At 51.2% G+C, this 23,666-nt stretch carries 27 protein-coding genes and 1 tRNA gene; 14 read left to right on the plus strand and 14 right to left on the minus strand.

The features are described 5' to 3' along the window. Positions 1-218 precede the first annotated feature (218 nt). From rbsK to QNH99_RS09335, 5 genes are all read left to right on the plus strand, one after another. Positions 219-1,424: a ribokinase gene (gene rbsK, locus QNH99_RS09315; RefSeq protein ID WP_063880007.1), complete on the plus strand. Its 1,206-nt coding sequence runs from the start codon at positions 219-221 to the stop codon at positions 1,422-1,424. A 36-nt stretch (positions 1,425-1,460) separates the two neighbouring features. Beyond that, positions 1,461-2,381 carry a dihydrodipicolinate synthase family protein gene (locus QNH99_RS09320; RefSeq protein WP_410517603.1) on the plus strand — a complete coding sequence of 307 codons (921 nt, stop codon included), beginning with the start codon at positions 1,461-1,463 and terminating at the stop codon, positions 2,379-2,381. Positions 2,382-2,448: 67 nt separating this feature from the next. Continuing rightward, positions 2,449-3,780, plus strand: a complete 1,332-nt coding sequence (locus tag QNH99_RS09325; RefSeq protein ID WP_063880005.1) for an MFS transporter — start codon at positions 2,449-2,451, stop codon at positions 3,778-3,780. Further along, on the plus strand, positions 3,761-4,756 hold the full coding sequence (locus tag QNH99_RS09330; RefSeq protein WP_410517604.1) for a phosphoglycerate dehydrogenase: 996 nt from the start codon (positions 3,761-3,763) through the stop codon (positions 4,754-4,756). The genes QNH99_RS09325 and QNH99_RS09330 overlap by 20 nt, the downstream gene beginning before the upstream one ends. An 87-nt stretch (positions 4,757-4,843) precedes the next feature. Then, complete coding sequence (locus QNH99_RS09335) at positions 4,844-5,062, plus strand: hypothetical protein (protein ID WP_241567589.1); 219 nt, start codon at positions 4,844-4,846, stop codon at positions 5,060-5,062. Positions 5,063-5,519: 457 nt separating this feature from the next. Here QNH99_RS09335 and QNH99_RS09340 read toward each other — a convergent pair. The 3 genes from QNH99_RS09340 to QNH99_RS09350 form a co-directional block, all read right to left on the minus strand. Beyond that, positions 5,520-5,595: transfer RNA gene (locus tag QNH99_RS09340), tRNA-Asn, on the minus strand. 112 nt (positions 5,596-5,707) lie between these two features. Next, a complete protein-coding gene (gene mtfA, locus QNH99_RS09345) occupies positions 5,708-6,475 on the minus strand; it encodes a DgsA anti-repressor MtfA (RefSeq protein ID WP_172823902.1) in 768 nt (255 codons plus the stop codon). Between the two features lie 171 nt (positions 6,476-6,646). Further along, entirely contained in the window at positions 6,647-7,324 is a 678-nt protein-coding gene (locus QNH99_RS09350; protein WP_410517605.1) for a hypothetical protein, read from the minus strand. Between the two features lie 612 nt (positions 7,325-7,936). On the opposite strand from QNH99_RS09350, the gene QNH99_RS09355 reads away from it, so the two are divergent. Beyond that, entirely contained in the window at positions 7,937-8,641 is a 705-nt protein-coding gene (locus QNH99_RS09355; protein ID WP_063880000.1) for a phosphohydrolase, read from the plus strand. Positions 8,642-8,713: 72 nt separating this feature from the next. Further along, a complete protein-coding gene (locus QNH99_RS09360) occupies positions 8,714-8,965 on the plus strand; it encodes an Arc family DNA-binding protein (RefSeq protein WP_063879999.1) in 252 nt (83 codons plus the stop codon). Positions 8,966-9,050: 85 nt separating this feature from the next. Here QNH99_RS09360 and QNH99_RS09365 read toward each other — a convergent pair whose 3' ends face one another. Both QNH99_RS09365 and dcm read right to left on the minus strand, forming a co-directional pair. Then, entirely contained in the window at positions 9,051-10,667 is a 1,617-nt protein-coding gene (locus QNH99_RS09365; protein ID WP_410517606.1) for a methyl-accepting chemotaxis protein, read from the minus strand. A gap of 111 nt (positions 10,668-10,778) precedes the next feature. Further along, positions 10,779-12,158 (minus strand): DNA (cytosine-5-)-methyltransferase, encoded by a 1,380-nt coding sequence (gene dcm, locus QNH99_RS09370; protein ID WP_096010440.1) that lies wholly within the window; start codon positions 12,156-12,158, stop codon positions 10,779-10,781. A 239-nt stretch (positions 12,159-12,397) separates the two neighbouring features. On the opposite strand from dcm, the gene QNH99_RS09375 reads away from it, so the two are divergent. From QNH99_RS09375 to QNH99_RS09395, 5 genes are all read left to right on the plus strand, one after another. Then, complete coding sequence (locus QNH99_RS09375; RefSeq protein ID WP_063879996.1) at positions 12,398-12,877, plus strand: very short patch repair endonuclease; 480 nt, start codon at positions 12,398-12,400, stop codon at positions 12,875-12,877. A 65-nt stretch (positions 12,878-12,942) separates the two neighbouring features. Beyond that, a complete protein-coding gene (locus tag QNH99_RS09380; RefSeq protein ID WP_063879995.1) occupies positions 12,943-13,230 on the plus strand; it encodes a hypothetical protein in 288 nt (95 codons plus the stop codon). Positions 13,231-13,320: 90 nt separating this feature from the next. Then, complete coding sequence (locus QNH99_RS09385) at positions 13,321-14,232, plus strand: DUF808 domain-containing protein (RefSeq protein WP_063879994.1); 912 nt, start codon at positions 13,321-13,323, stop codon at positions 14,230-14,232. A 35-nt stretch (positions 14,233-14,267) separates the two neighbouring features. Beyond that, a complete protein-coding gene (locus tag QNH99_RS09390) occupies positions 14,268-14,399 on the plus strand; it encodes a hypothetical protein (RefSeq protein ID WP_255474456.1) in 132 nt (43 codons plus the stop codon). A gap of 172 nt (positions 14,400-14,571) precedes the next feature. Then, on the plus strand, positions 14,572-14,754 hold the full coding sequence (locus tag QNH99_RS09395; RefSeq protein ID WP_063879993.1) for a YodC family protein: 183 nt from the start codon (positions 14,572-14,574) through the stop codon (positions 14,752-14,754). Between the two features lie 90 nt (positions 14,755-14,844). On the opposite strand, the gene QNH99_RS09400 is transcribed toward QNH99_RS09395, so the two are convergent. From QNH99_RS09400 to QNH99_RS09410, 3 genes are all read right to left on the minus strand, one after another. Beyond that, positions 14,845-16,065 (minus strand): hypothetical protein, encoded by a 1,221-nt coding sequence (locus tag QNH99_RS09400; protein ID WP_063879992.1) that lies wholly within the window; start codon positions 16,063-16,065, stop codon positions 14,845-14,847. Between the two features lie 40 nt (positions 16,066-16,105). Continuing rightward, complete coding sequence (locus QNH99_RS09405; RefSeq protein ID WP_241567584.1) at positions 16,106-16,894, minus strand: mannosyl-3-phosphoglycerate phosphatase-related protein; 789 nt, start codon at positions 16,892-16,894, stop codon at positions 16,106-16,108. Between the two features lie 376 nt (positions 16,895-17,270). Continuing rightward, positions 17,271-17,495 carry a DUF2525 domain-containing protein gene (locus QNH99_RS09410; RefSeq protein ID WP_063879990.1) on the minus strand — a complete coding sequence of 75 codons (225 nt, stop codon included), beginning with the start codon at positions 17,493-17,495 and terminating at the stop codon, positions 17,271-17,273. 307 nt (positions 17,496-17,802) lie between these two features. Between QNH99_RS09410 and QNH99_RS09415 the strand changes: the two genes are divergently transcribed. After that, on the plus strand, positions 17,803-17,961 hold the full coding sequence (locus QNH99_RS09415; RefSeq protein WP_074181025.1) for a YqaE/Pmp3 family membrane protein: 159 nt from the start codon (positions 17,803-17,805) through the stop codon (positions 17,959-17,961). Between the two features lie 63 nt (positions 17,962-18,024). Then, the gene (gene dsrB / locus QNH99_RS09420) at positions 18,025-18,219 is read left to right on the plus strand and encodes a protein DsrB (RefSeq protein WP_096010443.1); all 195 of its coding nucleotides are present in this window, start codon (positions 18,025-18,027) and stop codon (positions 18,217-18,219) included. 125 nt (positions 18,220-18,344) lie between these two features. Here dsrB and QNH99_RS09425 read toward each other — a convergent pair whose 3' ends face one another. The 6 genes from QNH99_RS09425 to fliO all read right to left on the minus strand — a co-directional run bounded on the left by QNH99_RS09425 (position 18,345) and on the right by fliO (position 23,665). Continuing rightward, the gene (locus QNH99_RS09425) at positions 18,345-20,051 is read right to left on the minus strand and encodes a methyl-accepting chemotaxis protein (RefSeq protein ID WP_096010444.1); all 1,707 of its coding nucleotides are present in this window, start codon (positions 20,049-20,051) and stop codon (positions 18,345-18,347) included. A 140-nt stretch (positions 20,052-20,191) separates the two neighbouring features. Continuing rightward, positions 20,192-20,827: a transcriptional regulator RcsA gene (gene rcsA / locus QNH99_RS09430; protein WP_014593952.1), complete on the minus strand. Its 636-nt coding sequence runs from the start codon at positions 20,825-20,827 to the stop codon at positions 20,192-20,194. A gap of 627 nt (positions 20,828-21,454) precedes the next feature. Continuing rightward, positions 21,455-22,240, minus strand: a complete 786-nt coding sequence (gene fliR, locus QNH99_RS09435; RefSeq protein WP_063879987.1) for a flagellar biosynthetic protein FliR — start codon at positions 22,238-22,240, stop codon at positions 21,455-21,457. Then, complete coding sequence (fliQ, locus tag QNH99_RS09440) at positions 22,240-22,509, minus strand: flagellar biosynthesis protein FliQ (protein ID WP_063879986.1); 270 nt, start codon at positions 22,507-22,509, stop codon at positions 22,240-22,242. Before fliQ ends, fliR begins: the two co-directional genes overlap by 1 nt. Positions 22,510-22,535: 26 nt before the next feature. Beyond that, positions 22,536-23,267: a flagellar type III secretion system pore protein FliP gene (fliP, locus tag QNH99_RS09445; RefSeq protein ID WP_063881197.1), complete on the minus strand. Its 732-nt coding sequence runs from the start codon at positions 23,265-23,267 to the stop codon at positions 22,536-22,538. Continuing rightward, positions 23,267-23,665, minus strand: coding sequence for a flagellar biosynthetic protein FliO (gene fliO, locus QNH99_RS09450; protein WP_063879985.1), 399 nt, complete (start codon positions 23,663-23,665; stop codon positions 23,267-23,269). Before fliO ends, fliP begins: the two co-directional genes overlap by 1 nt. Between the last annotated feature and the right edge of the window lies 1 nt (position 23,666).

The raw sequence follows: 23,666 nt of genomic DNA on the forward strand, positions 1-23,666 counted from the left end.
AGAGCCTTGTCAGACCACACAATCGGGACTGACTTCCCTTAGCGCGTTCTCACATGCCGCGCCGCGAATCAGGATTAACGCTATAACTAACCGAGGGTTACGTTGTTTCTTTATTGTTTGGTTTTTGTTTGTTTTTGTTTTTTTGATTGTTCCAGGATGTTCATCACTTTTTAGCCAATGCGCCTACCCTATGCTTCAGTCAGCAACGGGGGGTGAATATGTTTATGGACGAGAGGAGAATCAATGTCCTTAATTTTCTGGATAAACATAATAGTGCAACGGTAAAGCATCTGGCTCAGTATTTTAGCGTAACGAAAGAAACCATACGCAGTGATCTGCGAATGCTGGCACAGCAGGGATATATTCAACGCTGTCATGGTGGCGCTATTATTATTCGTAAAAGCCTGCAATCAAAATTAATTTCCGAAACTGACAATGATTTTGAAGTTTTATTGAAAAATATCAAGCAGAGGAAATATGAGAAAGGTTCAGTGGATAATATGAAAAATAAAGTCTGTATTCTCGGCTCTTTTAACGTAGATATCGTGGCGAAAGTGGCTCGATTTCCGAAAGGCGGAGAGTCGCTGATGGCGCTGGGTAGCTCGCTTGGGCCGGGCGGGAAGGGCGCAAACCAGGCGCAGGCAGCAAGCCGTGCCGGGGCGAAAGTGCATTTTGTTTCTAAAGTAGGGAAAGATCAGTTCAGCCAGTTTGCTATGGAGCATCTCTCTTCCTCTGAAATTTATTCTTTTAAACTTTATCAGTCAGAAGAAGAACCAACAGGCAGTGCAATTATTTATGTTTCACAGGAGAATGGCGAAAACATGATCGCCATCTATTCCGGTGCAAATAAAACAATCAGTGAAAAAGAAATCGCGGAACTGAAAGAAGAGCTGGAAGATGCCAGCGTTCTGTTGCTACAACTGGAAAATAATTTTTTCGCCACGCTGAATGCCATGAAGTTGGCAAAAGCGCTGGGCGTAAAAGTCATTATGAACCCTGCACCTTATTCCTCCGATATTATTCCAGCGCTGGAATATATGGATGTTATTACGCCTAATGAAACGGAAGCGTCGCTGCTTTCCGGAATCGAGGTCACCAATCTGGAGAGCGCCCGTCGTGCTGCCACTGCCATCGCCGAACTGGGGGCTCGTTGCATCATTATCACGATGGGGTCCCGCGGCGCGCTGCTGTATGAGAATCAGCAGTTCCAGCACATTCCCGCTTTCCCCGCCGTGAGTATTGATACCACAGGTGCCGGAGATGCCTTTAACGGCGCGCTGGCTGCTTCAATTGCCGACGGTCAGCCGCTGATGCAGGCGGCAACCTTTGCCTCTGCCTTTGCCTCGCTGGCCGTTGAGCGCGAAGGCGCATCAAATATGCCGGAGCGCCAGCAGGCGCTTAACAGACTGAAAAGCAAAGTTTAATTGTTTTCTGACCACACTGTGGCTGTAAGGAAAAAAATGAAAGAGATTAACGGTGTTGTACCCGTCATGCTGACCCCATTTAACGCGCAGAACGAAATCGACTGGCCTGGCCTGGAGCGCCTGATTGAGTGGTACCTGCAGAAGGGCGTTGATGCGTTGTTCGCAGTATGTCAGTCCAGCGAAATGCAATTTTTAACGCTGGAAGAGCGCGTAAAGCTGGGACGCTTCGTTGTGGAGAAAACCGCAGGCCGCGTGCCGGTGATTGTTTCCGGGCATATCAGTGATGATATAGACGATCAGCGCAAAGAGCTGCTGGCGATGGCCTCTACCGGTGCCGATGCGTTAGTGCTGGTTACCAACCATCTCGATCCGAAGAACCAGGGCAGCGAGGTGTTCTACGCCACTCTGCAAACCCTGCTGGACGCGCTTCCGGAGAGCCTGCCGCTGGGGCTCTACGAGTGCCCGGCACCTTATCGCCGCCTTCTGACGGATGATGAGTTCTCATGGTGCGCCCGCAGCGGACGTTTCACGGTGCTGAAGGACGTAAGCTGCGATCTGGACACGGTAAAACGCCGCGTGGCGCTGGCCGAAGGTACGCGGCTGAATATCATTAACGCCAATGCCGCTATTGCCTGGCCCGCCATGCAGGCCGGTTCAAAAGGTTTCAGCGGGGTATTTACCAATTTCCATCCAGAGCTGTACGTCTGGCTTTATCACCACCACGCGAAAGATCCGGCTCTGGCCAATGAGCTGGCGACATTCCTGTCTCTTACTGCCGTGTCGGAAACGCTGGGCTATCCGAAGAATGCCAAAATCTTCCATCAGCGCCTGGGCACCTTCGAGAGCGAAGCCTGCCGGGTAAACAAAGAAAATGTGCTGGAAAAATTTTGGGGGCTGGGAGTGATTCTCGACCAGATCCGCAGCGGAACAGAATTCTATAACAATAAAATCAGCTGATTTATCCACCCTGTACCAGCACCAGAGGCTATGCCTCTCTCTGGCGCCCAAAATGAAGGTGCATTCAATGCGTAAGCAAGCCATAAACGATAGCGTATTAGTCCGTGCGGTAAATAAAGCAAAATGGCGGATTATTCCCTGCCTGATAGTGATGTATCTGATGTCATACCTTGACCGGGTGAACGTCAGCTTTGCCAAATCGGCCTATCAGGCGTCTACCGGTATTTCCGATGCGGCCTTTGCCTTTGGTGCCGGGATCTTCTTCCTCTCCTACGCGCTGTTTGAATTACCCAGCAACCTGCTGATGCACCGTGTTGGCCCCCGCGCCTGGCTGGTAAGGATTATGGTCACCTGGGGACTGGTTTCCGCGGCAGTATCCTTTGCCTGGAACGAGCAGACCTTTTATTTTCTGCGCGTGCTGCTGGGTATTGTTGAAGCCGGATTCTTCCCTACGGCGATCTATTTTATCGCCCAGTGGTTCCCTTCGCGTTTTAGGGCCCACATCATGGGGATCTTCTATTTTGGTTCTCCGATTGCGCTGATTATTGGCGGTCCGATTTCCGGTCTGTTGCTGGATCTGCACGGCTTTGGCGGCTGGGAAGGCTGGCAGATTATGTTTGCGGTAGAAGGTCTGGCAGCAAGTGTGTTGGGCGTGGTTCTGTGGTTCTTCCTGCGTAATTCACCGAAGGAGGTGAGTTGGCTGACTGCGGAAGAGAAACAGGTGCTGACTGCCGCGCTCGACGAAGAGAAAGCCGACAAGGCTCGCGCCGGACATACCCGCTTCATCGACGCGATTAAAAGCCCGGTACTGCTGCACTTTGCCGCCATCTACTTCCTGATCCAAATTACCGGATTGGGCGTCGCATTTTATCTGCCTACCCAGGTTGCCGCGCTGCTGGGCGTAAAGATTGGTCTGATGGTCGGCCTGGTGACCGCGATTCCTTGGTTATGCGCGTTGGTTGCCGGAGCCACCTGGCCGGGGCTGGCTGCCCGTCTGGGCCGAGCTCGCCTGTTTGGGGCCATCTCGCTGTGCTGCATTGCGTTTGGTCTGATCGTCTCCGCCCATGCTTCCCCGCTGTTAGCCATTGTCGCACTCAGCTTCGTCACGATGGGGATTATGACCGCCCAGCCCATCTTCTGGACCTGGCCTACCCGCTACTATGGTGGTGCGGCGGCGGCGGCAAGTTTCGCCCTGATCAACAGCTGCGGCGCGGTAGGGGGCTTCGTTGCGCCGAACCTGCGTACCTGGGCTGAAATCTACTTCCAGACGCCGGCTGCCGGCCTCTACGCGCTGGCGATTGCCGCCGTGATTGCTGTCGCCCTGTTTGTTTTACTGCCTTCGGAAGAGAAAAAAACATCAGAAATCAAAGGAAAGAATTATGAACGCAACAACACCTGAAAAAATCGTAGTATTCACCGAGCAGTTTAAAAACAGCGATCCTGTCTTCGATCCGCTGCGGCAGGCTGGCTATGACGTTGAGGTAAATGAAACCTTCAGGTTGCCCAATGAGCAGGAACTGATTAGCAAACTTCAGCAGAACGTGGTGGCGACCATTGCCGGAGGCGAACCCTATACCGAAAACGTCTTCGCTCAGGCCCCTAATCTGAAAATCGTTGCCCGCTGGGGGGTTGGCTACGACAAGGTAAACGTCCCAGCGGCTACCGCTGCCGGCGTGCCGATTGCGATGGCGTTTGGTGCCAACCACGAAAGCGTGGCTGAATTCGCCTATGCGATGGCGCTGACTCTGGCCTGTCGTCTGCCGCAGCGTGATGCAATGGTCAAGCGCGGCGAGTGGTTCTTTGACGGCTTCCACCCCGGTCTTTGGGGGCGTACCGCGGGCGTGATCGGCCTGGGCCGCATCGGCTATGCCATGGCGCGCCGCTGCCATGCGGCGGAGATGCGCATCCTGGTGTGTGATCCGTGGGCCAGCGACGAACTGCTGGCCAGTGTGAACGCCGAGCGGGTCGATTTGGAAACCCTGCTGCGTAACGCGGATATGGTCTCGGTGCATGCGCCGTCCACCCCGGAAAGCCACCATACCATTAACGCCGATACCCTGGCGATGATGAAACCCGGCGCGATCCTGGTGAATACCTCTCGCGGCCCGCTGATTAATGAAGAAGCACTGGTTGAGGCGCTGAAAAGCGGTCATTTGGGCGGCGTGGGGCTGGATGTCTACGAAGTGGAACCGTTACCGGCCAGCTCACCGCTACGCCAGTTCGACAATGTTCTGCTGTCACCACACGTTTCCGGTATGGACCGCATGGCTGAAAGGCTGGTCACCGAGCGTTGCATCAACAACATCCTTAATTATCTGAAAGGGGAGAAAGACGCCCTGAAACCTTACGTTATCAACCCAGAAACCCTGAAGTAACGGGCATACCGCACCGGTGAAAACCGGTGTGGGCTATGCCTGCACCCGTGAACGCGTACCCGATATAACATTAAAAATGTTCATCTAATGAATCCTAAAAACCGTTATATCACCGCGTTGTCACTGTTTTCGGCTCTCTCTGCTTCTGCCTTTGCGGGCACCCGCCCGGCGGATACCACGTTCGCACTCAGCCGCTCGTTTGCCGGAAATACCTGGTGCCAGCAGATAATGACTGTCTGGAACCCGGCAGCGGAAGACGGCATCAGGCAGGGATTAGTGGCAAACCAACCGGGTCAACGCCGATAACGCCGCGCAGCAGCAGGCCAGCTGCAACACCTGATCTTTTAAGGCGGGAAAGCGCTAGCGATTGATGCTGCCTAATCCAACGCGCTGCTTGGGTCAATCCAGGAAGCCTGTAATCAGGGCATGGTGGTGGCGCTGATGATAGCCCCTGAGCCAGGCCGGGATTCGCCACATTGATCCGATAGTTGAGATACCAGAGACGTGAACTGCCTGGATTGATTAAAAGGGACAGGCCATGAGAATCGGAAACTTTGAGCGGATGAGTTTAGGCTGCGGATGGTCGTGCCGTTCAGAGACGTAGAGTGGTCACGCTATAATCGTACTGAAATGACACCCAATAAGACCACCCATCTTGCCCGATGCGGAGGGAAAACTGAAAATGCATCGGGAAGGATTTTCACGCTAACTTGTTGAATCTAAATCGTATAAAGATTCGTGAAGACGCATGAAAACAAGAATGTGGCTCCTCTGACTGGACTCGAACCAGTGACATACGGATTAACAGTCCGCCGTTCTACCGACTGAACTACAGAGGAATCGTGTGAACGAGGCGCATATTAGCGAGGTCGCTCTGGTGTGTCAACAGCAAAAAAGCGGTTAGCATTCAACTGGCTAGCTTTAATGCAAAGCGTTCGCGAAGTAAGCAGATCAGCCTTCCCCGGCCTGCATTCTGCTTAGCGGGTCCTGCTGATAAAATTGCTGAAGATGTGCATACATCGCCGGAAAACGTTCCGTTAACAGGGCAGGGGCGGTAAAGAAATACTCGGAGAGCACTGCGAAACATTCTGCGGGATCGCTGGCGGCATAAGGATCGATACTGGCCGCCTGTTCACCGACTAAATCAACCTCATTTTCGATGTCCGCCATCGCCTCACGCAAGTCTTTTTCCCACTGGGCGACGTCACGGAGCGGGATCAACGGGACACCGCTGGTGTAGCCGCTTCCGCGGGCATCCAGCTTGTGTGCCACTTCATGAATGACCAGGTTATAGCCTGACAGGTCGAAGGAATCCTGAATATCGAGCCAGTTAAGGATAACAGGGCCCTGGGTCCAGCTCTGCCCGGCATGGACAGCAGGCGCATGATGGACAAGACCCGTTTCATCCTGCCACTGATCTTCCACATTAAAGGGTTCAGGATAGATGAGCACTTCATGAAAGCCATCCAGCCAGTCAAGCCCCAGTTTCAGCACCGGCAGGCAGAACAGCAGAGCGATACGGACGGTGCGGTGCGCATCAAGCTGACAGCCTTCAAGCGGAACCAGTTTCTTTTGCTGCAGAAAGCGTTGCCCCAGTTCAATCAACCATTGCTGTTCATCGGGGCGGAGTAGGGTAAAAATCGGCTGTGCCAGACCGGCCTGCCAGGGCAATTCGATCACGGCAGTGTCGCTATGTGTTTTCCATGGCCATTTGAACATCGTAAGTCCCGCACTGAATCGAGCTGTCGCAGAATCCTGAGAGACCGGACAGGAAAATGCCAGCATCAGAACCTCATGCTGGCATTGTCGGGCTTCAGGAATGAAGACGTTATATTCAACCTGTTAGCAAGAAAATTGTCTGTGATTCAGCCCGCAAAGCGCAGGCTAAGTTTACTCACGTTCGGCGCGCTGAAACTCGATCACCCACACCCACGGGTTTACCTGCCAGCTGGTTGCGCCGTACTGCTTTTGCCAGGCCTTGCGATAGGCTTCTTTTGGCATTTCTGAATTGACATTCATGGTGAAAAAATTATTCAGAAAGTGCGAATCGGTTTGAACGCCTTCCGCCATGATGTCATCTTCGCTGATGTCCTGGATTTGCTCCGCACGCACATCCGTGATGAGCAGATTTATACGGCTGGCCCAGCGCGGCATATGTATCGCCGTTTGCCAGCCAAACTGCTCCGCGTCCGGTCCACCCAAGGTATGCTGCCCCAGTTCATTGCTGTCCGCCCGGTACTGGCAAAATTCTGGCGAACGGAAAGGCACGGGATCGCGTTCATAATCCGCCAGCGTACTTTCTGGCACAATCGGGCCACGCCAGGTTTCGCGCACCCAGAGTAGGTCGCCCGGCATGCCATAAGGGCAGTGATAACGAATGTCGTTCATTGTCATCATTTTATCGCCATGCAGGTGGTTCGCCTGAACATCAAAAGCATGAACCCCTTCATGGTGATCCTGCCCCGGACCGAAAGCCTGCGTTTTCATTATGCGCCGGGTTTGCGTTTGTTGGCCAACTAACAGGGCACGAACCCGCTGTTCGGAAAAAAGAATCGGCCGCTCTTTCATGGATTACCTCTTTTTATTAGTAGAACCCGGTTACTGCTAAAACAACAAGGGCATCTAAATGGTGGCAATATCATAAAAACTATAAATCATTACCCTTAACAATTTGCTGTCTTATAGCCATCTGAGCATTGGTGATTTTTGCCCCGAAAAAGGGGAGCGGATAAAAAATCAACAACGCGGGTGTAAATGCGCGTTCCGGGACATCTGATAGTGAGAATACAGTACGTTATATCGGCAAAAATAGGAACCTTTTCAGATTAATCTGTCTGTCACTTTCGCCGATTTTATTGATAAGTGCGATCGGGTTATGTCATGTTTTTTGTGCCTCTTCGATAAAATGCCTTTCAGAAATCATTACATTTATTAAACTAATTAACCTGCCTGCAATTAAATCAGTCAAGGCTGAAAAAGCAGCAAATGGCCGTTTTAATTACGTCAAAATGCTATAAAAATGATCAGCGTCTCATTTTCTTTAAGAATTTAAAGGTTCAAAAGGTGATTAACGTCCGCTGTGTAAAGAAAATGTCATTAGCTATTCGCTATGATGGTAGGCCGTAAGCGCTTAAATCGTCGTCAATCAGAACGCACTTCAACCCCGACAGGAAAGAGACTATGTCACTCACTCTTTGGCAGGCTCGCTATGAAACCTGGTTTGAAAACAACTGGATTCATGATGATGGCGCGCATGATATCGCACATTTACGCCGCGTGTGGATGAGCGCTCAGCGCATTATGACCGGCACCCAGGCCGATCCGCTGGTGGTCCTGACCGCGTGTTATTTCCACGATGTGGTGAATTTACCGAAAAATCATCCTGAGCGTCATAAGGCATCCACCTATGCCGCCAGTGAAACGCAGCGCATTTTACAGCAGGACTTCATCGATTTTCCTGAGGAACTGATCGAGCAGGTAATGCATGCCGTTCAGGCACACAGCTTCAGCGCGGCCATTACGCCAAAAACCCTGGAGGCGAAAATTGTGCAGGATGCCGACAGGCTGGAATCGCTTGGTGCAATCGGCCTTGCGCGGGTGTTTTACACGGCAGGTACGATGAATCGCCCCTTATTTAACAGTGCGGACCCGCTTGGTAAAGATCGGGAACTCAATGATGTAAAGTGGACGCTGGATCACTTCCAGACCAAGTTACTGCGGTTGCCAGAAACCATGCAAACCGAAGCGGGGCGCATGCTGGCAGAACACAATGCTGACTTCCTGGTAGGCTACATGGCCAAGCTGTGTGCGGAGCTGCAAGGCAATTTAGTGGGCCTGGATGAATCGGTGCTTCGCGATTTTAGTCCCTTACACGCTGAATATTAAATTTTTATGACAGTATAGGAATCGATACAGTCATCCGGTAGCGTGGGAGTAATAACAAAAAGGAGTGATGAAATGACCGAAACTGTTAATTTAACGATTAAAATTGATCCTGCATTGAAAGAACATATCAAACAGCTGGCGCTCGAAAATCAGGTGTCAATGAGCCAGGAAATCGTGCAACGGCTTCAGGCGAGCCTGAATGCGCCTTCTCAGCCCATCATTGACAGCCAGAACACAGAGGAAGAAGCCTCGGATGCATTAAACTCAAGCGAAATTAAGCAGCTCCGTACGCTGCTTAAGAAGCAGAGCAAGAAAAAGAAATAACAAAAATCCGACGTGAATGCCGTTAAGACAATAAATAAAAGCCGCCTTTAGTACAGGCGGCTTTTTTACGACTCAAGCTTTACGGCTACAGCGTGATACGGAACTGCTGGACGCTTTCGGCCAGGCGTGCAGCCTGTTGTTGTAAGGTATCAACCGTGCGGCCCTGTCGGGCGCTGAGCCCTTCATTCGTCTGAAGTTGTTTATCCAGCGCCACCACCTCTGCGGCAATGCCGGTGACGCGTCGACTTTGTGCCGTGGCGTTTTCCTGCAGCTCTTTTAGCTGCGCCACGACGGCGCTGACTGACGCGCTGATCTGGTTAAACAGCGCTTCCAGCGATTTCACCTTATTGAAGCCCTCTGAAATGTGCAGCTGCGTATTATTTACCAGGCCATTAATTTGTTGAGCAGATTCGCCACTCTTATTGGACAGATTTCCCATTTCTTTCGCGACCACGCCAAAACTGCGTCCATAAACCCCCGCATGGGCGGATTCAATCGCGGCGTTGAGCGCCAGCAAACGCGTTTGCAACGACAGGCCATCCAGCATCGCAACGATACCGGCAATTTCCCCTGAGGAATCCACGATGTGGCGCATCTGAACCTCCATTTCATCCACCTGAAGCGTGCACTGCTGCATCAGATCATCGGCGAAATGGGCCTGCTCGGAGGCCTGCTGTGAAAACAGGGTACTGTTTTCAACTTCTTCAGACACGCGGTGTAAACGCTGTGAAATATGGCTAAAGCTGCTGTTTTGCGCTGTATATTGCTCACTCACCTGTTCATTGGTGTGCTGCATTTCACGCGTTCCGTCTGCCACACTTGCTGCAATGGTATTAATTTCTACCACAATGGCGCGCAGCCCCTGGCGCATCTCCGCCACCGCATTGAACAGTTTAGCGGTTTCCAGCGACTGCAAACGAGGCGGAACCGGGCAGCTAATTAAGTCCCCGGTTGCGATATCCTGTAACTGACGGCTGGCCAGGCGTAATGGAATGATCACACCTCGCAGCAACAGTACGCCGCCGGTGAGCAGCAGCGTAAACAGCAGCGCGGTTACCATCAGCGACAGGTTGCGGCTTTCAGTCAGCGTTTGCAGCGTCAGGCTGTTTACGGCAGTGAGTTGCTTATTGGTCTGGGTGATTTCGTTAAACCATGCGCTATTAAACTGCTGCTGATAGGCCTGCATCGGTACCATAAAAAAGGCATCGATGTTGTTCGCCCCCAGACCTTTCAACTGCTCTTCTAATCCCTGGGTCAGCAACACAAATCCCTGCTGAAGTTCGCCGCCAGGCGCCGCGTGATAGTTGGCAAAAAGCTGTTCCGCATGCAGCAAAGACGATTTAGCGGTCTCCGCCAGGCTTTTCCAGCTGTCAACGGAACCGCTTTTCTGATCTTCCATCAGATAAAGGCCGGCGCGATGGCTGTTATCGCTGGCTGTCAGCAGCTCAACGCGCGCACGATCCAGCAAAGCCAGCCGGTCACGCATGGCGCTGGCCTGGGTCAGGTTGACTTGGGTATGGCTGACCTGAGCGGTAAGCAGAACAATACCTATGGACTGCAATAAACAGAACAGCACCACAAAGAGCATAAAATTCCCGCGCAGGCTGGTCAGCCAGGTGGGGATGGCGGGAAGTATAAACCTGGGGCGTTGCTTCAGAACGCGCAGCGACAATAAAGTGAGAGGTGACATCATTCTACCCATCAAGTGAAAAAGCAGCAGTATTCTGGGCTTGCGTGACGATGTTGTGACAATCCCACCGGGTAGCAGGAAAAGAGAGGAATCGTTGCGCCTAAGCGCAACTTTCAGTGTGAGTCAGGCTTTTAAATCGCGGATATACGGTGAAAGTAGCTGTGCGACGGCGGCAAATACCGGCACTACTACGGAGTTACCAAATTGTTTGTAGGCCTGGGTGTCGGACACCGGTATACGGAACGGTTGACTGTCTGCGGTATCAAACCCCATTAATCGCGCGCATTCCCGTGGCGTTAAACGACGCGGACGTCGTGCCATATTCCGGGCATCAAGAAAGTCGGCTTCGCCTTTTTCCCGATCCCAACCGCGATCGATTAAAATTTCCGAGCCATCTTTATAGTAGCGGGCTGACAGGGTTCGCACACAGCACTGTTGATTTTGCGGATCGTTGAGGCCAAAGCCGAAGCCGTTCCCCAGTGCCTTGTGCTTTTTGGCGTAATCATAGAGATAACGCCATAATACGGGCGACAAAATGTATTTTTCGTCAGGCTGAGGCTCCAGCAAACTTTGTAAGCTGGGGACCTGTGCAGGAAAAAATTTGCGGATATCGCGCAGCGTAAACTGTTCTGAACCGGCAATATCCCGCCGGATGCCGACCAGAACGATACGTTCTCGGTGCTGTGGCAGAAAATAGCGTGCATCAATCACTTTAGGATCGGGGGACGTGGCATCTGCATCCGCCACGTCGTATCCCAGCTCATTCAGCGTTTCCATAATGATCGCAAAGGTCCGGCCTTTATCATGGCTCTTGAGATTCTTCACGTTCTCCAGGACGAAGAACGGCGGCTTCTTCGCCGCCAGAATGCGTGCAACATCAAAAAACAGCGTGCCCTGAGCCTGACATTCAAACCCATGCGCCCGGCCCAGTGCATTTTTCTTGCTGACCCCGGCCAGGGAAAAAGGCTGACAAGGAAAGCCGGCCAACAGAACCTGATGATCGGGAATTGCTGCATCAATTGACTGATAAATCGCCTGTTCGTCCGTGAGCCCGGCGGGCTGCGTCACCTGGCGGATATCCGTATTAAAATGGTGTTCCTGCGGATCGCTGTAGTGATTGGCCCGATAAGTACGAATCGCCTCTTTATTCCATTCACTGGTAAATACGCATTTACCGCCGATACGTTCAAACCCACGTCGAATGCCGCCGATGCCGGCAAACAGATCGATAAAGCGGAAATCGGGTGAATCATAATGCGCCGGCCGTGAAGGCAATAACGCCTGTAACAGTGATCGTTCCGCAGAGGCCAGAGAGGGCAACGCGCGCTTGCCCTGACGAATACTGTTCAGCAGCGGCGGCGTCCAGTGCGAAAAGCCTGCCTGATGCAAACGTTCGACCACATCCCGGACCGAATAGATCGACAGCACCTGGTGTAACATGTTCAGTTCATCGGAATGCAGAGCAGCGGGGAGAAGAGGTTCAGCGGGTGCGACGGCGTGCATGCAAATATCCTTAACAGTGAAGCGCCTATGCTAACACTCCTTGCCCAATGAGGAAATCCGCAGGCACGGGGTTAGACGGTGTTTCCGTGTGCGCGGGCTTCAAAAAAGAGACAATTGTTGCCCGCGTCGTCACGGAACGCGTGGACATCAAGCTAAATATTTGCCCCACTTTGATGGCGCTGGCTTTCACTTTTCAGGACGGCGACTAAAGTTGAATAAGTCGCTATTAAGGAGGTGCTATGGTCGACGTTCACTCCAGCGAAACGCGCAGTAAAAATATGCGCGCCATTCGTCAGCAGGACACAGCCATCGAGCAGCGGATAGCTTTGTTGCTCAAAGATCGTGGATTTACCTACCGGGTACAGGACAAAAATCTACCGGGCCGGCCCGATTTTGTCGTGACGTCGCATCAGGCCATTATCTTTGTTCATGGCTGCTTCTGGCATCGCCATCACTGTTATTTGTTTAAAGTGCCCGCCACGCGCACCGAATTCTGGACGGGCAAAATTAACAGCAATGTGGAGCGCGACCAGCGTTACGTCCGGCAGTTACGGGAAAATGGCTGGAAGGTACTGATCATCTGGGAGTGTGCGCTACGCGGTAAACTCAAACTGGACGATGAGGCGCTGCTTGAACGCCTGGAAGAGTGGCTGCTGGCGATGAGTGACAGCGCCGAGATTGATCACCAGGGCATTCATCATTACCGCGAGAGTGAATGAGCCAGCCTTGCTAATCCGTCGCGTAAAAGGTTAGATAGACGCTTTTCCGTGACCGGGAGCCCAAAATGAGCAGCATAAAACTGACGGTTAAACGCCTTTATCAGATTCGTGATGAGCGCATGGTGAACACCAAAGCCACCGCCAGAATCTATGCTGGGGAAACGCTGGTGGCCACGGAAGAGATTACCGGGATGACGGAAAGCCCGGTCAGTAAATATCTGCATATGGCGGGTCCGTCCGGACAAGCAGTGCGTGTCGAATGGGATTGTGAGGGCATCGCTGATATGACCGTGACAGAAATTGAACGATGCCCGTGTTGTCAACATAACGAACCGGAACAGGCACCACGGTGAACACCGCATCGCCTTGCACATCGTCGAGGATGATGTGTTGCGGCTGATGCAGGCAGAAACCGTTGCTGATGACCGAATAAGGGAAATATTTTGGCAGGAACCAGTTTATTAACGCTACTTGATGATATCGCCACGCTGCTGGATGATATCTCGGTAATGGGAAAAGTCGCCGCAAAGAAAACGGCAGGGGTGCTCGGTGACGATCTGTCACTGAATGCACAGCAGGTGAGCGGTGTGAAAGCCAACCGCGAGTTGCCGGTCGTGTGGGGCGTTGCCAAAGGCTCCTTCCTGAACAAACTGATATTAGTGCCATTGGCGCTAATTATCTCCGCGTTCGCGCCCTGGCTGATTACGCCACTGTTAATGATTGGCGGGGCGTACCTCTGTTATGAAGGCGTGGAGAAAGTGCTGCACAGCCTGCAGCATGATAAACAAGAAAACTCGCCAGAGGCGCGTCAGGCACGTCTGGATAAGTTGTCCAAACAAGATCCGCGCGATTTCGAAAAGAAAAAGATCAAAGGCGCTGTGCGAACCGATTTTATTCTGTCAGCCGAAATCGTCGCCATCACCTTAGGCATCGTCTCCGAAGCTCCGTTACTGAATCAGGTCGTGATCCTGGCAGGTATCGCGATTCTGGTCACGATTGGCGTCTACGGCATTGTGGCCGGCATTGTTAAAATTGATGATTTGGGGTTCTGGCTGCGTGAAAAATCCTCACGCGTGGCGCAGGCGCTGGGTGCGGTATTACTGGCCGCTGCCCCCTGGTTGATGAAGATTCTGACCGTGGTCGGCACGCTGGCGATGTTCCTGGTCGGTGGCGGCATTATTGTCCATGGCCTGACCCCATTACATCATCTGATTGAAAATGCGATTGCACCGTTCAGTGCGCTGGTTTCAAGCCTGCTCAGTAACGGCGCAAACTTAGTGATTGGTTTTATCATTGGGTCAATCGTGCTGTTAGTGGTTAACCTTATTGCCAAACTGCGTGAGTCATCGGTATAAAAGCGCATTCTTTAACGCGTTCTGGGGAGAAAACTATGAGCGACGACATGTTTGAATTTGATATTGATGCTCAGTTAGAGCAGGCCGAAGCGAAGGCAGAAAAAAAGGCGGCAGAAGTGCCAGAAGACCTGATTGACGACGCCGATTGCGAAGGCTGCAAAATCTAATCTACTCAACCCCCGAAGCGGATAATGCCTTATCCGCTTTATTTATTTCCGCTATATCCTTCTACGTTATTCTGAATTAGCCATTTTTATGCGCGTCTTAACAGCAGCAACTCTTTTACCGTGCTATAAAGAAATGGTTTCAATGACAGCCAATTCTCAAAGAGGGCGCAACATGGTTTTTGCAATCAGTGATGAAGTACAGCATAAGGAAGGCGGGCAAACGATGGTGGTGACCGGACATGCCAGCGGCATGGTGGAATGTCGATGGTATGATGGTTATGCGGTCAGGAATGAAGCTTTTCGCAGTGATGAGCTTAGTCATTCCAGCGAATCGCAGCCCCAGTTTACGTCCTGATTTCTGCCGTCCAGGCCTGTGATTGCTCACTGGCCTGGCCGATTTTATGCTACCTGGCTTACACGCCGTTATCACAAGGCGCGCGCAGCATCAGACGTTGCCGTCGTTATCCTCTTCTACCGCTTTATAAATACGCTGCAGAATATCCGGAAAAGCCGACTGGACCCGACTCCAACTGGGGATAAAGGGTTTATCATTTGGGCGCTCAATAAATGACTGTCCGGCGTCAAGAATCGACTGCGTAAACATTTCGACGGCGGCTTCCTCAACGTGCTGATCGAATTTCAAACCGTTCATGGCCGCTTCGTGATTATAGATTTCCATCATATCCAGCGCATTACGGTAATAGGTCGCTTTAAGCACCCGGAAGGAGTCACTGGTTAACGGCACGCCCATGGTCGCCAGCTTGCGCAGCAGTGACTGAACAATATCGTTGCTCATGCGCTTCAGGCCGCCGGTGCCATCATCTTCCGCCAGCGGCTGATGTTTGTGGTCATAGTTATCCGCAATCTCCACCTGGCACGACTGGCGTGTGGTGTAGTTACGGTAAATTTCCGAGAGCACGCCGATTTCCAGTCCCCAGTCACCCGGAATTTTGATGCCATTAAGCACGTGTGTCCGCATCGCAAATTCGCCGGAGAGCGGGTAGCGAAAGCTGGACAGATAATCAAGGTATTCGGAGTGACCGTAGACTTTTTGCAATGAGCGCAGCAGCGGGCCCACCAACAGGCGACCTACGCGGCCGTTCAGCTTGCCATCGGCAACCCGTGCGTAAAACCCTTTACAGAACTCATACTGGAAAGCCGGGTTCGCCAGCGGGTAGAGCAGGCGCGCCAGCATGCCGCGTTCGTAGGTGACGATATCGCAGTCGTGCAGTGCGACACAGCTGGTGCGGTCCGACGCCAGCGTATAGCCGGTACAAAACCATACGTTACGGCCCTTGCCCGGATTGGTGGGCGATAAGCCCTCTTTGTCGAGTTCCGCGTCAATGGCTTTGAGCCTCGGGCCATCATTCCACAGGATACGGTGACGCTGTGGCAGTCGGGAAAAAAACTCGCGGGCATGAAGAAACTGATCGCGGTCAGCCCTGTCCAGCCCGATGACAATTTCATCGAGATAGGGCACCTTAGCCAGCTCATCCACGATTTTCGTCAATGCCGGGCCTTCCAGTTCGGAAAACAGCGATGGCAGGATCAATCCCATTTTGCGCTTACGGGCAAAGCGCACCATTTCCTTTTCCAGTGACTCAACGCTGCGGTGCGTAAGATTGTGAAAGTTAGTAATTACGCCATTCTGAAAAAAATCACTCATTGCATCATCCTTATGGGGTTGCCAGAGGAACAACAGCTTTTCATGGCTGAGTCAAAAAATGGTCCAGACCTTCACGCCAGCCTTCCGGGCCATGATGTGTCGTATGGAAAACCCGGTCATCATCCGCGCGCTGCAGAGTGACGGGCGTCTTGCTGTAGCCCTTTATCACTACGGCATAATCGACCGCATCCAGCATCGGGGCATCATTTGGCCCATCGCCCAGGCCGACAGTGATATACGGCTGGTCTGTCTGGTGCGACAGCAACCAGCGTAAGGCTTCTCCTTTGCCGCTTCTGGCGGGCATCACATGCCAGAAACGACCGCCCTGGGTCAGGGAAAGATGATAGTCAGCAAGTGCTGCGCGAAAACGATTGAACGCCTCATCGGTATCCCGCCAGACGATCACCTCGGATGCGTCACGTTGGCGGGCGAGGGCGGCATCCGCCTCACTCAGGCCGGTCATGGATGACACATCGACATCGCTAAAGTCATGAAAGCCGGTAAAGCGGAACTGCTGCCGTAACGTGGCCAGAACCCGACAAATCGACTTATAGTTCATTTTATCGTCCGGGATACGAACGCTTTTGCTGTCGTCGAGGTAGAGCACCGCACCGTTCTCAGCAATAAAAGGCGCGCCCACAACGCCGAGTTTGCGTTGCAGGGGCAGGATTTCAGCCGCCGTTTTACTGGAGCAAATAATTAAGGGGACAGCGTGCTGCCTCAGCCTGTCGAGCCACTCTGCGGCGGCATCCCAGTTGTAATCGTGGTGGTCAAGCAGCGATCCATCGAGGTCGGTCACTATCATCAGCGATTCATTCAAATTGGGCATCCTGATTTCCTTCACTCTGGTTTGACACTACAGCGTAGTCATTACGTTTTAGTGTAGTTGAGTCTACAGCAGGCTTTGATTTGCGCAGTGGAAGCTTTATAACCAGGAGGATTCCTAAAACCGGAAGAGGGGAAAAGCCGGTTCCGTCATATCGTGCATCGATTATTGCTGAATTAACAAGACAGAGAAGTGGGTTTGACCGCGCGGACGGCAATGAGGTGAGTAAAACACGCATGGAAAAGGCTTGTTATGGCTTATGGGAAGCGTAGTCTCGAAGAGCACTATGACTTCCCTGATGTAACGAATTGACTACTTACCTGGCTCGCGCCGGGTATTTTTTTGTGTGCGCTATGGCGACAGGCGCGCGGCTTGTCGTCTATCGGCTTATCTCGCCATAACGGCAATCCTGAATATCCATCTCACATTGCTCGGCGGGTTCACGGCACAGCCCGGCACGATGATCATCCGCGAGCGAGGATGAATGCTTTTGTTGAGAAAAGTAATCCTGAAGATCGCCAGTGCTTTCAGGCTGTATCGCCTTAAGCAGCGCGTCCATTTCTCTGTCTCTGTCGTTCTGATCGGGTAAGTGGGGAAGCGTCATGGCATGCCTCCAGCGGTCAGTGTGAGCAATAAATATACAACTTAGCGGAAAATGCGGGGGCAGGGAAGTTAAAAAAAAGCCCGCGCTGCGCGGGCAAATAATCCTTGTTACTTTGGGTGTTGTATTTCCTGGGGAGGAAAGCAACGAAATGAAGCTTATCTGTTCTGCCTGTTAAACGTCTCGCAGGGAAATGTCAGGAAAATGAAAAAACGCATTACTCAGATTTACCTGACTTTTGCTGTAACCTGGCAAAAAGGGGCTATATTTGATAACAAAACGTTTTTTATCAATACCTAAAGGAATGGTTATGGACTTACTTCGAATTCTTATCGCGATCTTACTCCCCCCACTCGGTGTTTTTATGCAGGTGGGTTTTGCAGGCGCGTTCTGGCTCAATATCTTACTGACGCTATGCGGATACATCCCGGGTATCATCCACGCTGTCTGGGTTATCGCACGTCGCTAACGCCTGCATTACGGGCGCTCTTCGATTAAACTGTTCAGCAGGAAAATATCAGGAGAGTCGTAAATGAAGGTAGACGATCGCGTCAGTGTTAAAACGGATGGCGGGCCACGGCGAACCGGCACAATTCTTGCCGTAGAGCCTTTTAGTGAAGGCACAATGTTTCTGGTCGCGTTGGAAGATTACCCGCAGGGTATCTGGTTTTTTAACGAGAGCAGCCATCAGGATGGCGTTTTCGTCGAACCCTATCCTTCCGCCTGACGCCTGCGCGTAACCGGTAAAAAAATTGCCCTCTGCATAGTGATACGCAGAGGGCGATTTTTTTCTTACTTGTCTGCCTGCCAGTCAGATAATGTCTGGCAGTGTGGCTAAAGCTTCAGCGTTTTTTAAAACGTTTCCCAGTTCTCGTTGCCGTGAGTGACCGCGGCTGGACGTAACGTTGGCGCGGAAACTTTTGGGGCTGTATCCGGTTGATAAGTTGACTTCGCTACCGGCGTATCCTGTAAACGGAACGCGGCGACCGCTTTCGTTAACTTACCCGCTTGATCTTCCAGTGAGGACGCTGCTGCAGAGGCTTCTTCAACCAGCGAGGCGTTTTGCTGTGTAACGTTATCCATCTCAGTCACGGCCTGGCTGACCTGCTGAATACCCCGGCTTTGTTCATCGGAGGCCGCGGCAATTTCCGACATAATATCGGTCACCCGACGGACCGCTTCTACGATCTCGCCCATGGTGCTGCCGGCTTCACCCACCTGCTGTGAACCACTGCTGACCAATTTCACGGATTCTGCGATTAGCGATTCGATTTCTTTTGCAGCCTGCGCACTGCGCTGGGCAAGGTTGCGTACTTCACTGGCGACGACCGCAAACCCGCGTCCCTGTTCACCTGCACGCGCAGCCTCAACCGCGGCGTTAAGCGCCAGAATATTGGTCTGGAAGGCAATGCTGTTGATCACGTTGGTGATCTCGGCAATTTTCTTCGAACTGCCGGAGATGTCGTTCATGGTTTTCACCACGCCGTTCACCATATCACCGCCACTACGTGCCTTGCCTGATGCATCAGCGGCCAGCTGGCTTGCATGGTGCGCATTATCAGCATTCTGTTTTACCGTGGCCGTTAGCTGTTCCATGCTGGCTGCGGTTTGTTCGAGTGCGGCAGCCTGTTGCTCTGTACGAGAAGAAAGGTCGGTGTTGCCAGCCGTAATTTCACTTGATCCCTGATAAATCGCAATCGCACCTTCACGAACCGTGCCTACCGTTTTGATTAACGACTGCTGCATGTGTTGCAGGTTGTCCAGCAACAAACCAATCTCGTTACGACCGTGCGGGACGGAAGGTGCCGTTAAATCCCCTTGCGCGATACGTTCTATATGCGCCACTGAACTGTGCAGTGGATTAATGACCACCCGACGTAAAAACACAAAGGTCAGCAACACCAGTAGAAGGGCAGCAATAAATGCGGAACCCATAGCGATAAAGCCAATGCGAGACTGCTCGGCAGCCTGCTCGTTGATCTGCGCGGAGCGCACATCACGAAGTTTAATCGCTTGCATCAACACGGCTTTATAGGCGTTATCCAGTTTGCGCGTCGTATCGGTTTCCTGAGCAATGATACTTTCAAAACTGCCCTGTTTTCCGGCGTCGATCATCGGCATCAGGCCCTTAGTCACATACTCTTTGAACAGAGCCTGTAACTGCTCGTCCACCTTGGTGCCTTCAGGGGTTTTACTTTTACGATTCAGATAGATTTTAAGACCTTCTGAAGCCTGTTTGATACGATCATCGGTTGCCGCCAGGTTGGCGTTGAACTCATCCATTTCGCCAATACGTGCTGCGGCACCGGCCTGGATAATATTTAAACGCGCAGAACGCATATGAGAGGAACTGTCGACCAGCCCATTACGTACCTGAATTTCGTCGGTTGCGTCTTTTAGTGATTGATTACTAAGGATAAGGAAATAGCTTGATATCGCGATACAGAGCGCGAACAGAAACAAGATACCGCCAAATATCAAACTAAACAGAGGAACCAGGCGGATATTTTGCCAAATACTGAGTTTGTGATGTCCTTCATTAACCAGCGTCGTGTTCATTTCCTTGCTCTCTTAGGAGGTTGTTCTGTTGAACAAAACATCGGCAAAAGAACGGAAAGGTTTACGCTTGAAAATGAGATCTGGATCGCTAATCCAAAAAAAAACCGGCCTTGTGGGCCAGTTCCTGAAGACGGGAGGTACTACCTTACGTTGACATAGATGCCGGACGTCACGTTATCGGTTAAACGCACCACGTGATAAATCACCTGTTTGTTATGCGTTTTAATTTTCCGCTTGATATTGCCTTTATGGGACGAAACGGTTTTCGCTTTAATTTGCATTTTATCTGATATCTGGATGGTGTCATGACCTGACATCCACATTTTCAGCATATTGGACTCCGTCTGACTTAGCGTAAGCGGGTGGACATCGAGACCCGAAGAAATACGCGGTGACATATTGAGTTTCTTTTGCAAATAGGTACTCAAAAGTGAATCCAGCGTCGAAGGCTTGATGGCTTTTGAGGTGATAATTAAATTTTTACGGACATACAAATATTCTTCAAAATGAATATTGCTGATGGCCATAAATATAAAAAACAGTGTCTCAGGATGCTGATTAATAACACTGCGAATACGTTCGCTGGAGTCGGTTTCATGAATGAAGCAATCTTCATTAATAAAAACAACACCTGGTTTTAACTGCTCACATCTTTGCTGTAATTGCTCAATGTCGGAGACGGAAGTGATATTTTTCTTTTTCACTCCTTTCGACGACATATAATCTGATAATCCCAGGCGTGTGTAGTTGCAGGAATCCATAATAATCGTTGGCATGTTAGCGACCCTCACCAATTTGTTATCCGTTTAAATCAACGATGAATTACGCGTTGCGGTACGAGAAGATTTCAAAGCGCTTTTTTTTATTGTGCTGATGCAGCGAGGCAACAGGCAATGGCCCATAAAATTCTTCTTCCCTGACCCGTTCTGCAAAAATTTTGTATTGCTCTGACCTCACACATGAGCCTGTATCAACCTGATTTGTTGATATAAAGCCGCACTGAGCGAAATACCGTTTTTTGGGAGCGCTGTCACTATCGCCGAAAACCCAGAGTTTTCTGATAGGACAAGTCTTAAAAACATTTATTTCACGAAAGTGTGATGTCGATAAGCGATTTGACAATGCCGGAAAAAACATTTTCTGACAAGAAAAATCACATAAAAATTTTTCTTGAATAAATTCAATGTATTGCCGAATTTATCACCAAAACAACCCTGTCGATGACTCTGTTAACCGCCTGACTAAAATACGCGAAGCGCGGTTTAATAAGAATAATTTTAAGACTTTCCGCACGCTTATCAGATTATCCTTAGTTGATTTCTGAAAAATGTGGTTTGAAAAATGCTCTGATAGTTATGGGTTTCTTAAGTATCAAAAGTGATAAATAGTTAGATACTTAATGTTCAGGCGGGGGACAGTTCTGTCAGGAACAGGGCCAGCAGATCAAATATTTCGCCGAACAGGTGCTCACAGAAGGGCGCAAGGAGAGGCATTAGCAGGCTGATGGTCAGGATGCCCACTGATAAGGTAATCGGGAAGCCAATCGCGAAGATTGATAACTGTGGTGAAAGGCGGTTTAACAAACCCAGGACCATGTTTAGCGTGAGGAGTAAAACGATCAAGGGTAGCGCTAACATCATGCCGTTAAGGAAAATCATGCTGGCCGATTTTGCCAGTGCCATAAAAGCATTAGCGTGCAGCGGTTCGCCACCAATGGGCAACGTATGAAAACTGTCCGACAGCAGCGAAATAAGCCACAGGTGGCCATTGAACGTCAAAAATAAAAGCATCGCCAGCATGTCCAGGAAGCGAGCAAGGACGGGCATGTTCAGTCGGCTGGCGGGATCGAAGAAGGTGGCAAACGACAGGCCCATCTGCAAGCCAATCAACTCACCGGCGGTACGAACGGCGGCAAAGGCAAACTGCATGGTAAAACCAATGGCAATACCAATGAGCATCTGCTGAATCAGCAACATGAAGCCAGCTGGTGAAAACAGGGTCACGTTTACCGGGGGCAAATTGGGGATCAGTATCCAGGTAATCATGGCCGCAAGACCAATTCTTACCCGTTTGCTCACCGATCGTTCACTGAGCACCGGGGCGGTCGACAGTAGGGCCAAAATGCGCACAAGCGGCCAGAAAAACTGACTGACCCAGTGAACAAGTTGGCTACTATCGAGAGTAATCATCAGCCGATGATATAAGGCAGGTTAGAAAAGACGGTGCGGATGTAATCCAGCAACACGTTTAACATCCACGGGCCAGCAATGATGCCAGTGGTTGCCACTGCAATAATTTTTGGAATAAAAGACAGCGTTTGTTCGTTGATCTGGGTAGCCGCTTGCAGCAGGCTCACCAGTAAACCGCTAACCAGCGCGGCCAGTAGCATGGGGGCAGCCAGCAGCAGCGCAACGCGCATCGCTTCCTGTCCCATTGCCATTACTGATTCAGGTGTCATGTATTTCTCCCGTGCAACGGATGAGATCAGGAATAGAAACTTTGTGCCAGCGATCCCACCAGCAATTGCCAGCCGTCCACCAGAACAAACAACATTAATTTAAAAGGCAGAGCAATGGTTGCCGGGGGAACCATCATCATACCTAACGCCATTAATACACTGGCAACGACCAGGTCGATAATTAAGAAAGGAATAAATACCGTAAAGCCAATTTGGAAAGCCGTTTTTAATTCGCTGGTGACATACGCAGGCAGTAAAATACGCATCGGTACGGCTTCGGGTCCCGCGATGGGAGCCGTATTAGCGAGGCGGGCAAATAATGCTAAGTCGGCCTCACGGGTTTGACGCAGCATAAACTCACGTAGCGGCTGCGACCCTTTTTCAATCGCCACATCCATATTGATTTTATCCTGACTAAAAGGCAGGTAGGCATCCTGATAAATTTTATCGAACGTCGGGGCCATAATAAAAAAAGTTAAAAAGAGCGTCAGGCCAAGTAATACCTGGTTAGGTGGCGCGGAAGGCGTCCCCAGGGCACTACGCAGCAGGCCGAAAACGATAATGATGCGGGTAAAGCTTGTCATCATTAACAGAATGGCCGGAAGAAACGTTAACGAGGTAATAAAAACCAGCGTTTGCACCGGCAGTGACCAACTTTGGCCACCATTGGCTAATGGCTGACTAACCAGGCCCGGCAGTTGGGCATGGGCGACCGGTGCCAGCAACAGCAGCGGCAGAAGAGGAAGCAGTCGACGCATCATGGATTTTTTCCGGGACGTTTAACCAGATTTTGTAACAGCTGACGGAAATCCTGCGGTGCTGGCTTTTCCGGTGTGTTCATGTCGGGTGAGGCCGGTGGCAACGTATGCAGGTGAGTAATCTGCTGAGCAGTGACGCCAAGCACCAGGCGCGCATCAGGTGTATCCACAATCACGACGCGCTCGCGCTGACCAACCTGCACACTGGCCGTAAGATTAAGCTCACGGCTGCCCACTTTTTTAGGCGCAAACCCCATGCGGCGAGCCAGCCAGGCACAGGCCAGAATCAACAATATAATGACGACTAATACGCCACTGACTTGAGTCAGCACTGAACCTGCCGAAATCGGCTGCGCCGGAGGCGTAGCAGGTTGTAGCGTGTGATTCTGGTTATTCATC

It is taken from the genome of Pantoea allii, from assembly GCF_046529425.1.
GTDB lineage: Bacteria > Pseudomonadota > Gammaproteobacteria > Enterobacterales > Enterobacteriaceae > Pantoea > Pantoea allii.

Coding starts and splice junctions, on each gene's coding strand:
- rcsA (WP_014593952.1), bottom strand. CDS start 20,827: ATGCCAACGATTATTATGGATTCCTGCAACTACACACGCCTGGGATTA.
- QNH99_RS09335 (WP_241567589.1), top strand. CDS start 4,844: ATGAATCCTAAAAACCGTTATATCACCGCGTTGTCACTGTTTTCGGCT.
- QNH99_RS09425 (WP_096010444.1), bottom strand. CDS start 20,051: ATGAACACGACGCTGGTTAATGAAGGACATCACAAACTCAGTATTTGG.
- QNH99_RS09380 (WP_063879995.1), top strand. CDS start 12,943: ATGAGCAGCATAAAACTGACGGTTAAACGCCTTTATCAGATTCGTGAT.
- fliP (WP_063881197.1), bottom strand. CDS start 23,267: ATGCGTCGACTGCTTCCTCTTCTGCCGCTGCTGTTGCTGGCACCGGTC.
- QNH99_RS09410 (WP_063879990.1), bottom strand. CDS start 17,495: ATGACGCTTCCCCACTTACCCGATCAGAACGACAGAGACAGAGAAATG.
- QNH99_RS09415 (WP_074181025.1), top strand. CDS start 17,803: ATGGACTTACTTCGAATTCTTATCGCGATCTTACTCCCCCCACTCGGT.
- QNH99_RS09400 (WP_063879992.1), bottom strand. CDS start 16,065: ATGAGTGATTTTTTTCAGAATGGCGTAATTACTAACTTTCACAATCTT.
- dsrB (WP_096010443.1), top strand. CDS start 18,025: ATGAAGGTAGACGATCGCGTCAGTGTTAAAACGGATGGCGGGCCACGG.
- QNH99_RS09395 (WP_063879993.1), top strand. CDS start 14,572: ATGGTTTTTGCAATCAGTGATGAAGTACAGCATAAGGAAGGCGGGCAA.
- QNH99_RS09355 (WP_063880000.1), top strand. CDS start 7,937: ATGTCACTCACTCTTTGGCAGGCTCGCTATGAAACCTGGTTTGAAAAC.
- QNH99_RS09320 (WP_410517603.1), top strand. CDS start 1,461: ATGAAAGAGATTAACGGTGTTGTACCCGTCATGCTGACCCCATTTAAC.
- QNH99_RS09325 (WP_063880005.1), top strand. CDS start 2,449: ATGCGTAAGCAAGCCATAAACGATAGCGTATTAGTCCGTGCGGTAAAT.
- QNH99_RS09365 (WP_410517606.1), bottom strand. CDS start 10,667: ATGGGTAGAATGATGTCACCTCTCACTTTATTGTCGCTGCGCGTTCTG.
- QNH99_RS09390 (WP_255474456.1), top strand. CDS start 14,268: ATGAGCGACGACATGTTTGAATTTGATATTGATGCTCAGTTAGAGCAG.
- rbsK (WP_063880007.1), top strand. CDS start 219: ATGTTTATGGACGAGAGGAGAATCAATGTCCTTAATTTTCTGGATAAA.
- fliQ (WP_063879986.1), bottom strand. CDS start 22,509: ATGACACCTGAATCAGTAATGGCAATGGGACAGGAAGCGATGCGCGTT.
- QNH99_RS09360 (WP_063879999.1), top strand. CDS start 8,714: ATGACCGAAACTGTTAATTTAACGATTAAAATTGATCCTGCATTGAAA.
- fliR (WP_063879987.1), bottom strand. CDS start 22,240: ATGATTACTCTCGATAGTAGCCAACTTGTTCACTGGGTCAGTCAGTTT.
- QNH99_RS09405 (WP_241567584.1), bottom strand. CDS start 16,894: ATGCCCAATTTGAATGAATCGCTGATGATAGTGACCGACCTCGATGGA.
- dcm (WP_096010440.1), bottom strand. CDS start 12,158: ATGCACGCCGTCGCACCCGCTGAACCTCTTCTCCCCGCTGCTCTGCAT.
- QNH99_RS09330 (WP_410517604.1), top strand. CDS start 3,761: ATGAACGCAACAACACCTGAAAAAATCGTAGTATTCACCGAGCAGTTT.
- QNH99_RS09350 (WP_410517605.1), bottom strand. CDS start 7,324: ATGAAAGAGCGGCCGATTCTTTTTTCCGAACAGCGGGTTCGTGCCCTG.
- mtfA (WP_172823902.1), bottom strand. CDS start 6,475: ATGTTCAAATGGCCATGGAAAACACATAGCGACACTGCCGTGATCGAA.
- fliO (WP_063879985.1), bottom strand. CDS start 23,665: ATGAATAACCAGAATCACACGCTACAACCTGCTACGCCTCCGGCGCAG.
- QNH99_RS09375 (WP_063879996.1), top strand. CDS start 12,398: ATGGTCGACGTTCACTCCAGCGAAACGCGCAGTAAAAATATGCGCGCC.